The sequence below is a fragment of the Bacillus sp. FDAARGOS_1420 genome (assembly GCF_019344915.1).
In the GTDB taxonomy this organism is placed as follows: Bacteria; Bacillota; Bacilli; order Bacillales; family Bacillaceae_G; genus Bacillus_A; species Bacillus_A mycoides.
On record NZ_JAHWJB010000001.1, the window covers coordinates 1,613,050 to 1,625,489 of the forward strand.

General features: G+C 36.9%; 8 protein-coding genes. 5 read left to right on the forward strand and 3 right to left on the reverse strand.

The genetic code is table 11. The features are described from left to right. The first annotated feature begins 116 nt into the window (after positions 1–116). Positions 117–272: a hypothetical protein gene (locus I6L50_RS08610; protein WP_219301101.1), complete on the forward strand. Its 156-nt coding sequence runs from the start codon at positions 117–119 to the stop codon at positions 270–272. A gap of 30 nt (positions 273–302) precedes the next feature. On the opposite strand, the gene I6L50_RS08615 is transcribed toward I6L50_RS08610, so the two are convergent. Continuing rightward, complete coding sequence (locus I6L50_RS08615) at positions 303–1,526, reverse strand: MFS transporter (protein ID WP_219301102.1); 1,224 nt, start codon at positions 1,524–1,526, stop codon at positions 303–305. Between the two features lie 323 nt (positions 1,527–1,849). On the opposite strand from I6L50_RS08615, the gene I6L50_RS08620 reads away from it, so the two are divergent. Further along, positions 1,850–2,449 (forward strand): TetR/AcrR family transcriptional regulator, encoded by a 600-nt coding sequence (locus tag I6L50_RS08620; RefSeq protein ID WP_219301103.1) that lies wholly within the window; start codon positions 1,850–1,852, stop codon positions 2,447–2,449. Between the two features lie 518 nt (positions 2,450–2,967). Beyond that, positions 2,968–3,912 carry an L-lactate dehydrogenase gene (locus I6L50_RS08625; RefSeq protein ID WP_002089250.1) on the forward strand — a complete coding sequence of 315 codons (945 nt, stop codon included), beginning with the start codon at positions 2,968–2,970 and terminating at the stop codon, positions 3,910–3,912. Positions 3,913–4,081: 169 nt separating this feature from the next. Here the strand turns inward: I6L50_RS08625 and I6L50_RS08630 are convergent, their stop codons facing one another. Together I6L50_RS08630 and I6L50_RS08635 are read right to left on the reverse strand one after the other, a co-directional pair. Next, entirely contained in the window at positions 4,082–8,305 is a 4,224-nt protein-coding gene (locus I6L50_RS08630; RefSeq protein ID WP_219301104.1) for a S8 family serine peptidase, read from the reverse strand. A 32-nt stretch (positions 8,306–8,337) separates the two neighbouring features. Then, positions 8,338–8,943 carry a CalY family protein gene (locus I6L50_RS08635; RefSeq protein ID WP_113938207.1) on the reverse strand — a complete coding sequence of 202 codons (606 nt, stop codon included), beginning with the start codon at positions 8,941–8,943 and terminating at the stop codon, positions 8,338–8,340. Positions 8,944–9,413: 470 nt separating this feature from the next. Between I6L50_RS08635 and glgB the strand changes: the two genes are divergently transcribed. Both glgB and glgC read left to right on the forward strand, forming a co-directional pair. Next, the gene (glgB, locus tag I6L50_RS08640) at positions 9,414–11,351 is read left to right on the forward strand and encodes a 1,4-alpha-glucan branching protein GlgB (protein WP_219301105.1); all 1,938 of its coding nucleotides are present in this window, start codon (positions 9,414–9,416) and stop codon (positions 11,349–11,351) included. Beyond that, positions 11,299–12,429 carry a glucose-1-phosphate adenylyltransferase gene (glgC, locus tag I6L50_RS08645; RefSeq protein ID WP_002129671.1) on the forward strand — a complete coding sequence of 377 codons (1,131 nt, stop codon included), beginning with the start codon at positions 11,299–11,301 and terminating at the stop codon, positions 12,427–12,429. The genes glgB and glgC overlap by 53 nt, the downstream gene beginning before the upstream one ends. The last annotated feature ends 11 nt before the right edge of the window (positions 12,430–12,440 follow it).

Below are 12,440 nucleotides of genomic sequence, written 5' to 3' on the forward strand. Positions count from 1 at the left end.
ATCTGCTATCTCTTTTTTGTTGTATAAAAGCGGACTTTTGATAGTCTGCTTTTTTTTATAGATTTTTGTATACTTTTTTCTATTTGAAGCGTCTAACTAATAGAAAGGAGAGAGCGATGGAGTATGAAAAGGTCATTATAGAAACATCAAAAAGTATTTATAGATATTTGCTTAAAATTGGAGTAACACCAGCAGAAGCAGAGGATATCGTTCAAGATACGATACAAAAAAGTTATATTAATTTAAATAGGATTACCTCTTCTTATGTATAAGAAGAGGTAATCCTATTTTTTGAATATGTTTTAACTCTCTGCTGAATGCCCATCCGGTTTCATAACAGCATGACTATATGCGGAGTGGAGAGTTTTGTATCCTAAAAGTGCAATAATTAAGGCAAGGCCTCCTGCAATAATAGCCACACTAAATCCTGCGCGAGCTCCAAAGGTATCAATAATTAAACCAGCTACCGCTGATCCTAGAGAGACTCCAATACCAAGTCCTGTAATTGCCCAGGTCATTCCTTCGGTTATTTTTGATTCAGGTACGATTTTTTCCACCAGTCCCATAGTAATAATCATAGTAGGGGCAACAGATAAGCCTGCAAAGAAAACAATAACTACTAGCCAAGCAATAGTGTTTACGAAAACTAGTGGCAGCATTGTTACCATTGATAGTGTGACTGCTATTAAAAATTGATTATATGGTGGAGTACTGAGTTTAAGAGTGCCGAAAATAAGACCTGCCAGGCATGAACCGATTGCATAGACGGAAAGCACAAAGCTAGCAGCTACTGTGTTTCCTTGATGCTCAGCAAAAGCCACACTAACTACATCTATTGTGCCAAATATAGTACCTATAGCGATGAGTGTGAATACAAGCACTCGTAATGTACCAATTTTAAATACTGTTCCTTTGTTTGTAATGTCGTGGGGATGTACATGTGGTTCTGTGCTTTTTTGCATGGTGAATAGGCATACCCCGATTGTAAGAAAAACACATGATAAAAGTGGTCCTGCTTCTGGGAAGAACATAACACTTAAACTGACGGATAATACAGGACCAATGATGAAGCAAAGTTCATCGACGACCGATTCGAAGGAAAATGCTGTATGCAATTTATGAGATCCACGGTATAGTTTAGTCCAACGTGCACGTACCATGGCCGACATGTTTGGCATACAACCCGCACATAAGGCGGATAGAAATAGCGTCCAATAAGGAGCCTCATATTTCGTACATAGAAGTAAGAGAATCGTAAAGAAAACACTGATACCTGTAGTCGGAAGAAGTATACGAGATTGCCCTAATTGATCAGCCATACGAGAAATATGAGGAGCTAGTAAAGCTGATGATAATGTGAAGGTGGCTGCAACGGCTCCGGCAAGCCAATAGTCACCACGTAACTGAGATAACATTGTAACAATACCAATCCCCATCATTGATATGGGCATCCGAGCTATAAAGCCTGCTAATGAGAATCCTTTTGTACCAGAAGCACTGAAAATCTCACGGTAGGAATTAAACATAATAATCACCAAAGTATTTGACGTTTACATATACATTCTTCATTCTTTTAACTCCTCCTCTGTGTCGTTAATACCTTCTATAAAAAGGGACAGTGAGTCAATTTAGGGTATAAGTAAGAAGTTATATTATCTTGTAAGCTAGAAAAAATTGACATACGCACCGTATGCCAATATCATATTAACATACGGCGCGTATGTCAATTGAAATGTTTTATCTCTGGATGGAGAGCTAACGTTAAAAGGAGTTATTCTTTTATATAGAGAACGATACTATAATGGGATTCATTTTGAATAAAGGGAATGAATAGAAGTAGGAGGAAAAGATGGTTAAAAAAACAAGAGCAGAAATGATCATTGAAACACGCGCTAAATTGCTGAGTGCAGCAAGAGAGGCTTTCGGTACAGTTGGATATGTAAACACATCTATGGATGATTTTACTGCATCTGTCGGTTTAACGCGTGGTGCAATTTATCATCATTTTGGCGATAAAAAAGGATTGCTAGAAGCAGTTGTAAAAGAAATTGATATGGAAATGGATAATAAATTACGGAAAGTATCAGATGAGGCGGAAGGTAATTGGGAAGGATTTGTTGGGCGCTGTCGAGCTTATTTAACGATGGCACTTGATCCAGAAATTCAGCGAATCGTACTTCGGGATGCACCAGCAGTATTAGGAACTAGTTATTATCAATCATCACAGTCACAATGTTTAGCGACGATGGCGGAGATACTTCAGCAACTAATGAAGGATTGTATTATTGAAAAGACGGACTGTGAAGCTTTAGCAAGATTCATAAATGGCGGACTAGTGGACCTTGCTTGTTGGATCGCGAATTCTGAAGATGCCGAGGAACAGTTGTCTAAAGCTTTACATAGCCTATCACTTATATTGAATGGTTTATTATTAGAAAAGAATGCATGATTTTAACGGATATTTTTTAATTAATATGCGCTAATGTGAAAAGGAGCATATATTAATCTATTTGCTCCTTTTCACATTAGCAGGCTGTTTATTTATATGGGGAGAAAGCAGTATGTTAAAAAAGTAAGAACATCATTCATTGCAGGATATCATACCGTATTCCATTCAAAGATTGAAGAGGTGTTATAGCCACACAGTAGTTATCTTATTTTGATTAGATACAGATTGGGATTTAAATTATAGAAAGTAAGTTTAATTCAAAAGAATAATCAAATCACATTATTTGTATTCACAATCTAAAGAAAACGCCTCCATTGAGATGGATTTCACCCGCATTCTAACAACTTTACACTCTATGTGAAAAAGTTCACAAATAGGTCATAATTTGTGAATGAATTCACAATGATCCGTGCTACAATATGTATGTAAAGAAGTTAAACAACATTAAATTAGTATTTTAATTAATTACTTAAACAATAATAAAAAATAGATGTAAACAATTGAAAGGGGAAATTAACATGAAAAAAGGTATCAATCGCGTAGTATTAGTAGGAACAGGAGCTGTAGGTTGTAGTTATGCTTACTCAATGATCAACCAAGGTGTAGCTGAAGAATTCGTACTAGTAGATGTTAATGAAGCAAAAGCAGAAGGAGAAGCAATGGACTTAAGCCATGCGGTACCATTCTCTCCAGCACCAACAAAAGTTTGGAGCGGTAGCTATGCAGATTGTAAAGATGCAGATTTAGTAGTTATCACTGCTGGATTACCACAAAAGCCAGGCGAAACTCGTTTAGACTTAGTTGAGAAAAATACAAAGATCTTTAAACAAATCGTTCGTGGTATTATGGATAGCGGATTCGATGGAATCTTCTTAATCGCAACTAACCCAGTTGATATTTTAACTTACGTAACTTGGAAAGAATCTGGTTTACCGAAAGAGCGCGTAATCGGTTCTGGTACTACTTTAGACTCTGCTCGTTTCCGTTACATGCTAGGTGACTACTTAGATGTAGATCCACGTAACGTTCATGCTTACATCGTTGGTGAGCACGGTGACACTGAACTTCCAGTATGGAGCCACGCTACTGTAGGTGTACAAAAACTAGAAACAATCTTAGCGAACAACGAACAGTATAACCAAGAAGATTTAGATAAAATCTTTGAAAATGTACGCGATGCAGCTTACCACATTATTGAACGTAAAGGCGCAACTTACTACGGAATCGGTATGTCACTACTTCGTGTAACTAAAGCGATCTTAAGTAACGAGAACAGCGTATTAACTGTATCTGCATACCTTGAAGGTCAATATGGTGAGAAAGATGCTTACGTAGGTGTTCCAGCTGTTATTAACCGCGAAGGTGTACGTGAAATCGTAGAACTTGAATTAAACGAAGAAGAAAAAGTGAAGTTCGCTCATTCTGTAAAAGTATTAAAAGAAACAATGGCACCAGTACTATAATAATTGCTAATAATTCAGATGCGGGAAACTGCTTCCTACCTCTGAGTTAATATAAATTAATATAAATTCCTTTCCGGTTTCCCTTGTATATCCCCAATATACCCCTTTTGCTGGATAAGGGTCATTTATAGAAAAAGCACTCTATTTTCGAATAGAGTGCTTTTATATGTTATTTTTTCGGTGTTAATCCTAATTTCTTTAAAATATCTGCAAGTGTACCGCTTTTTGATTTTTCAACAGGCGTTTGTGATTTAGCTGCATCTGGCCCTTTTTTCAAGAAGTTCTTTTCAACGAAACGAATATCTTTTTCGTCGACAATACCATCTTTGTTAAGATCGCCGTCTTTTACAGATACTCCTTTTTTACCATAGTTGCTAGCGATAATTTCAGCATCTTTAATGTCAATTACTTTATCTCCATTTACATCACCTGCAAGGTTTTCATCAGGTCGTGCGTAATAATACTGGCCAAGCAGCTTACCATCTTTTTCAGTACCTAATTTCGTTGTTAGGCGGCTTGTTAAATGCCCTGGAACTTCTACGTATAAGTTATAGTCACGTTTATTAACAGGAAGTCCATTTAATTTGAAGTATCCGTATTTATCCAGTGAGCCTTCAAATTTATGACGGTAAGAATCAGTTGCATATACTTTTACGCCAAGTTTCGTATAATCAAACTTTTCATCTAAATATCCACGTTCATTTACGAATGCACCAGGTTTAATATTTCCTTCTACTAGTGAGTTTAAAGACATAACTGAGAATGTTTGATCTTGCAGTATACGCATTCTGTTTGGCTCTGATTCACCGTGTTTCCAGTAAACGAACACTGGTAAATCTAACTGAGCATTTGCTTCATAAAATTCATCATTTTCTACTTTGAAAGTTACATCAATGAATGGGAAATCACCGTCTAATCCAGCGAAGTTTTTATCATCAATAGCTCCGCCTACTGTAACAGAACCTTCTTCTAATTTCGGCTCATTTACTTTTGCAGTTACACCTTTTTCAGAAAGGAGTTTTTCAAAAGCAGGATTCAATTTCGCATTTGCAAATTTGAAGTTCTTCTCTAGGAATTTCACGTTAAATTCTCCAGCAACAAATTGTTTTACGTGCTTCGCGTTTAGTGTTACTGTGAATTCATCATTTTTATATAATTCTTTTTTATCATAACTAGCTTTCGCATATTGAGCACCTTGCGGGATGAACCAATAGTTATTTACACCGCTTGGATAGTCGGGGCCTGCAGTTGCATAATCGAAAATATATACGCCTGTGTTCATTGGGCCTTCCGTTCTGAAGGAGTCAGGTGTAATACCAACTTTAAAGTCGCCATTTTCAGTAATCGGTAAAAACTTATGCAAGTATGGGGAATAGTCATAGTACATAACCCCGTTCGCTTCTTGCGTAATGTTTAACCCTTTTCCTTTTAAGTAGTCAACGTTTGAATCATACACATTTCCCTTAATCCATAGTGCTTTTTTACCGTCTTCTACTGTATAGTTTTCTTCATTTAATTCATAAATACCAGGCTGTAATCCAGTTAATTTCACTTCTGGCGGTGTATTATCAATTACGACATAATCACCTTTCACACGTGCCTTCCCGGCTTTATCATAGCCAACAAATTCAATTGTGTAATCTCCTTCTGGTAAGTCGATTTTCTCATCACCAATTGGTTTTGCAGGATCATTTGTAAAAGGATACACTCTGCCGTTAAAGAATGAATCTAAGTAGTAATACACATCCGTTTGTAGTCCACTCGTGTTTAATGTTCCGATGAAGCCGAGCGCTTTATTTGTTTTTGAGTCTTTCACGATAAGATCTAACGTTTCAAGTTCGCTGTTTAATTGGAACGCCCCGTGAACATATGCTTCACGGTATGGATTGAATTTAGATGTATCAGTTGAGATTGTTTTTCTTGATAATAGTGCATTTTCAATACCAGGCTCTGATACACGAATAGAGAACGGAATTTGATACGTTTCTTCTTTATTTTTCGTGTTTGTAATATGAATATACCCTTCATATCGGCCTTGCTTTGCACCAGCTGGAATATTAATTTTTGCTTCAATTTCATCTGATTTACCAGCATCAATTGTTATTGTTTCAGAAGTAGAAACTTTTACACCGCTTGCGATAGCATCGTTAATAGTGGAAGAGGCTGGTGTGTAAGAAATTTCTGTTTTAAATTCTTTTTTCTCCTGTTTATTACGATTCTCAATTTTAATTTTTCGTTTTTGTTCAATTGATTCCCCATCTTTTTGATAGTACTTCCCGAATGCAATTGATCCAGTTTCTTCTGGTACTTCAATCACTTCATCATTAACTATTGTTTTTGTTGTATCTAACACTTTAAAACTCGTTTCAGTATGAACGGAGTTGTAAGCATCTACTCGTCCAGCTCCAACTTCATATACGGAATACTTCTCTTTTAAATCATCAGCAGTATTCATGAGGGAAGCTTTCACATCAAATGGAGTGTATTCTGGATGTTCTTGTAAAATAAGTGCAGCCACACCAGCGATGTGAGGAGAAGCCATTGAAGTTCCTTGCATGCGCTCATAGGAAACATCATAATTTTCTCCTTCTTGTGGATCGTTAATATATTCAGGTACTGTTGAAAGTACAGCAACACCAGGTGCTGTAATATCTGGTTTAATATCATCATTTGATATAACAGGGCCGCGTGAGCTAAAGTCTGCAAGATGATCGCCTTCTGTTTGAATGTAATTAATCTCATCGAAAGTTAAGGATGTGCTACCTTGTTCGATTTGAGCTTTTAGTTTTTCGCCGTCTTCTTTCGTTAAGCGGAATGCTGGAATGTATTTTGTGCTTTCACCAACATAGAAAGGAATTTCTCCATCCACGTTGTTATAAATAATAACGGCTTTTGCACCCGCTTGTTTTGCGTTCGCAATTTTTTCATCAAAGGAGAGTGTACCACGTGCAACGAGAGCGATTTTTCCTTTTACATCTTTTTTACTAAACTCGTCAGGCGTACCGATTCCTACAGATTCAATAGGTAAAGTTTGTCCTTTGAAATCTTCCATTTTATCAGTGAAATTTTTTCCGAATAAAATGAGATTAGAAAATTGTAACTGTCCTGCATGCCCTGATAGTTTCGGTAAGGAAATAGAGCTATCGCTTGCCCCAACTGTAATAGCAAATGGAGAAGCACCTGGTGATCCGAGTGTTGCTGGATTTGGCCCAGAGTTCCCGGCAGCAACGACTGTAACGACACCGGAAAGCATCGCGTTATTGACAGCGATAGATGTTGGATCAAGTGGATTGTTGCTATCATCACCTAACGATAAGTTAATAACGTTCATCCCGTCAGAAATAGATTTATCAATTGCAGCGATAATACCTGAACTATCCCCGCTACCGTACGGACCAAGTACACGATAGTTATAAAGTTCAATGTCAGGTGCAACACCTTTTACTGCGGAATCTGATTTATTTTTCTTTTGAGCAGAAACAATACCTGCTACGTGAGTACCGTGTGCTGTGTAGAAGGAAGAACCACGATTATCAAATTCAGGAGCGCCAGATTGTTGCCACTCTGTATAAGTTGTTTCCATCGGATCTGCATCGTTATTAATAAAGTCCCAACCTTTTACAGAGTTTGGGTCTACCTTACTAGAATCTTCACCCGGTTTTGCGCGATAGCCTTTATACACGTCTTTTAAGTCAGGGTGATTGTAATCAATACCCGTATCTAATACACCAACTTTAATACCTTTTCCGGTAATGCCCTCGCTATGTAACTTGTCTACTCCAATTTGCGGAATGCTATCTGTTAGTTTTTGAGGTGCTTTTTGCTCCGCTTGTTTTGGTAAATCTAATTTCACTTCGTAATCTTTCCAAATACGTTTTACAACGCCAATTCGTAACAATTCTTCCACTGTATTTGCAGGTAACGTTAGCGCAACCCCATTTATAGCATGCTTATAAGAACGTTTAATTTGTACAGACTGGAAATTCCCTGATTTTACTGATGAGCTGAATTGATAAAGGCGTTTTAATCCTTTTTGGAATTCCTCATGTTCTTGATCAATACGTGCTTTTATATTTTCAGGAGCAGCTTGTAACCCTTTTTCTTTTTGTTTTAATTCATTAATCTTTACTGGAGCAGTTTGAAATTCTACAATGATATTTACTGGTTCAGAACTACTCGTATTAATATCTGGTGAAATAGTAAAACCAGGATTGGCATCTAACGTTTGTAATGCCTGGCGCTGTTCTTTAGAAAGTTTTGATAGTAAAGACTGGGCGTTTGAAGAGTCAATTTGGTTAATAGGGTTTTCAGCAAGTACATTGAACGGAAGGGCAGTTGAAAATAGAACGCCAGCCGTTACAATTCCGGTAACAAAACGATTTTTCTTTTTCATGTATAGGCCTCCGATAATTTATATTTTAAAAATTATTTCTCCACGCCTGGTGTTTGCTCTGCATGGAATGTCCAGTTTAGATGTAAGGAATCACCCTGGAATTTATTTTGATCTTGGTCGTTGTCTTCAAAGGAGAAGAGAACGTGTAAATAATCTGTTTCACCAGACTTAATACCGTCTATTAAGTTATGACGTTCTAGAGAAGTAGCTACATCTTCAGGTTTCATAGTTTTTAAGTCTGATAGTTTTGTTTCCCACAAAATTTCATGATCATCGTTTGGATTAGATGGTTTTCCATCATTCACTAAAAATTTGACGATGATGTGATCACCTAAATCTTCACCATCATTATTTTGCTTTGCATCTGTAACCTCATAGGATGTTTCAAGTGCTACTTTTGCAATATCCAATGTTCCTTTGTTTTCAAGCTTGAAATTTCTTTCAATCAAATCACCTGGTTTTAAATCTTTCACATTAACAATTACACTTGGGTTAATAGAAAGATCTAGTGTACCAGCTTGAAATGAGTTACTAGATGTTTCAGAATCACTGAAATAGGCGAATACACCGCCGAATGTAAGGGATAAGCCAAGTGAAGCTGTGACAACTCCCATTCCAAGCTTTTGTTTTAATGACATAAGAAAGCCCCCTAATTTAATTTTTATCAAACTTTCGCCTGGAGCATCGATAGAGTAAACATAGTGTTTCAGTATGAATTATATTTGCGAAGGTTCAACGTTCTTTATTGAGAACAAGTATATGCTTATGAATTTTCCATTTCAATAAAATTGTGACAAAAAATGTTGAGAAACATTTTTTTATGACAGATTATTTTGTTACGATTTTAAGTGATAAATAGCGAGTAAAATAGGATAAATCTTATGAAATAAAGGTTGAGAAATAAATAATAGGATGAAAGACTAGTAGGAAATGAAGCGTTTGCAATGAATATTCGTCAAAATTCGATATTTTACACAGTAAATTTGAATATTTTAAGCGGAATTAAAGAAAAAAACGAATATTTTTTAAAAAATAACAAGGATATTTCAGTTTTTCGCAGAAATGATAAAGAGTAAAAAATTTCTGTCATCTTAGTGAGGTGAACATATTGGATGTAATAAATTGTGAAGAAGTGAAACGAGATGAGTTTCATACAGAAAAGTACTATGACAGTTATAACATCTTTGGCGCACATATTGTGACGGAAGATGGGGTGCGAGGTGTACGATTCACAGTATGGGCTCCTCATGCGAAAGCAATGAGTGTTGTTGGGGATTTTAATGAATGGGATTATGAGCAACATAAGATGCTACAAGTGACAGAAGAGGGGACTTGGTCCTTGTTTGTACCGCATATTGAAGAGAATGATATATATAAGTATGCGATTGAAACGATGGACGGTGACGTTATTTTAAAAGCGGATCCTTATGCAGTATATGCAGAAGTAAGACCAAATACGGCATCTGTAGTTTTTGATATAGAGGGATATGAATGGAATGATAAAAACTGGATTCGTAAGAGAAAGAAAAAATCGATTTATAAAGAAGCGATGACAGTTTATGAATTACATTTCGGTTCTTGGAAAAAGAAAGAGGATGGCGCTCTGTATTCTTACAGAGAAATGGCCGAGGAGCTCATTCCGTATGTGGTGGAACATCAATTTACACATATTGAAATTATGCCGCTTGTTGAGCATCCCTATGATCGTTCTTGGGGATATCAGGGAACAGGATATTATGCAGCGACAAGTAGATTCGGCACGCCACATGATTTGATGTATTTTGTCGATGAATGTCATAAATATGGAATCGGTGTCATTTTAGATTGGGTACCGGGGCATTTTTGTAAAGATGCTCACGGTTTATATTTGTTTGATGGGACACCGACTTATGAATATAAAGATAGAGACGTACAAGAAAACCTTGTATGGGGAACTGTTAATTTTGATTTAGGGAAGAGAGAAGTACGTAATTTCTTAATTTCAAATGCGTTATTTTGGATGAGGCATTTCCATATTGATGGTTTCAGGGTAGATGCAGTTGCGAATATGCTGTACTGGAATAAAGAAGGAAAAGAGCAAAGCAATGAACACGCCGTTTCTTTCTTACGAGAGTTAAATGAAGCCGTGTTTGCAGAAGATGAAGAGTTTCTTATGACAGCGGAAGATTCAACAGCTTGGCCACTTGTAACAGCTCCAACATACGAGGGTGGACTTGGATTCAATTATAAATGGAATATGGGTTGGATGAATGATGTGCTGAAATATATGGAATGTGCGCCAGAGTACCGGAAATACATTCATGAGAAAATGACATTCTCTTTAATATATGCTCACTCTGAAAACTTCATATTGCCGCTTTCTCATGATGAAGTCGTTCATGGGAAAAAGTCGTTATTAAATAAAATGCCGGGAGATTACTGGGATAAGTTTGCTCAGCTTCGTTTATTATATGGATATTTCTTTACTCATCCAGGTAAGAAATTACTCTTTATGGGTGGAGAATTCGGGCAATTTGATGAGTGGAAAGACCTTGAAGATTTAGATTGGAATTTACATGATTTTGAAATGCATCGTAATATGCATGATTACTTTAAAGAGCTCATAGCATTGTATAAGCGCTCAAAACCACTTTGGCAGTTAGATCACTCGCCTGAAGGATTTCAGTGGATTGATGCTAATAATAATGAGCAAAGTATTTTCTCGTTTATCCGCCAAGGGGATAAGCAGGAAGATGCGTTAGTTGTCGTATGTAATTTTACGAAAGCTACATATGAAAACTATAAAGTAGGTGTACCAGATTTCGAGTGCTATAACGAAATTTTAAACAGTGACTCGGCGCAATATGGCGGATCGGGGCAAGTTAATAAGAAACGTCTCAAGACGATTCTAGAGCCATATCATAATCAAGCGGCACATGTAGAAATTACAATTCCACCATTTGGCGTATCCATATTACGACCAGTGAAGACGAGAAAGGGGAGCAAAAAACAAGATGGCTCAAAAACAAAAGTGCGTAGCAATGTTACTAGCAGGGGGAAAAGGTAGTCGTTTAAGTGCATTAACAAAAAATTTAGCCAAGCCAGCTGTTCCATTTGGTGGTAAATATCGCATTATTGATTTTACGTTAAGTAACTGTGCAAACTCCGGTATTGAAACGGTGGGGATTTTAACACAATATCAACCGTTAGAACTTCATAATTATATTGGAATCGGAAATGCTTGGGATCTTGATCGTGTAAACGGTGGAGTCACTGTGTTACCTCCTTATGCGGAGTCTTCAGGTGTGAAGTGGTATACAGGTACGGCAAGTGCTATTTATCAAAACTTAAACTATTTAAGTCAGTATGAACCAGAATATGTCCTTATTTTATCAGGCGATCATATTTATAAAATGGATTACAGCAAAATGCTAGATTACCATATTGAGAAAGAAGCGGACGTTTCGATTTCTGTTATTGAAGTGCCGTGGGATGAAGCAAGTCGCTTTGGCATCATGAATACAAATGAAGAGATGGAAGTTGTTGAATTTGAGGAGAAACCGCAATTTCCAAGAAGTAATCTTGCATCAATGGGAATTTATATTTTTAACTGGGCTATTTTAAAAGAATATTTAGAGATGGATGCAAGAAACCCTGAATCTAGTAATGACTTCGGAAAAGATGTACTTCCGCTCCTGTTAGATGAAGGGAAGAAGTTGATGGCGTATCCGTTTGAAGGATATTGGAAAGATGTTGGAACGGTGAAAAGCTTATGGGAAGCGAATATGGATTTACTTCGCGATGAAACATCGTTGAACTTGAACGATCGTAATTGGCGCATTTATTCTGTAAATCCAAACGAGCCGCCTCAATATATTGCAGAAAAGGCAAAAGTAGAAGAGTCACTTATTAATGAAGGGTGCGTCATTGAAGGGGACGTGAAGCATTCTGTTTTATTCCAAGGAGTGACGGTGGAAGAAGGTAGTATGGTAATCGATTCTGTCGTTATGCCGGGGGCAAAGATTGGTAAAAACGTTGTGATTGAAAGAGCGATCGTTGGATCGGAAATGGTTATTGAAGATGGGACAATAATTCGTCCAGAAAAAAATGTTGATGATGTAGTACTAATTGCTGAAGGAAAATAGAAAAGGGGGAT

Bases quoted from the DNA above. Each gene is read 5' to 3' on its own strand.
- I6L50_RS08610 (WP_219301101.1), top strand. From the start codon at position 117: ATGGAGTATGAAAAGGTCATTATAGAAACATCAAAAAGTATTTATAGA.
- glgC (WP_002129671.1), top strand. From the start codon at position 11,299: ATGGCTCAAAAACAAAAGTGCGTAGCAATGTTACTAGCAGGGGGAAAA.
- I6L50_RS08625 (WP_002089250.1), top strand. From the start codon at position 2,968: ATGAAAAAAGGTATCAATCGCGTAGTATTAGTAGGAACAGGAGCTGTA.
- I6L50_RS08630 (WP_219301104.1), bottom strand. From the start codon at position 8,305: ATGAAAAAGAAAAATCGTTTTGTTACCGGAATTGTAACGGCTGGCGTT.
- I6L50_RS08620 (WP_219301103.1), top strand. From the start codon at position 1,850: ATGGTTAAAAAAACAAGAGCAGAAATGATCATTGAAACACGCGCTAAA.
- I6L50_RS08615 (WP_219301102.1), bottom strand. From the start codon at position 1,526: ATGTTTAATTCCTACCGTGAGATTTTCAGTGCTTCTGGTACAAAAGGA.
- I6L50_RS08635 (WP_113938207.1), bottom strand. From the start codon at position 8,943: ATGTCATTAAAACAAAAGCTTGGAATGGGAGTTGTCACAGCTTCACTT.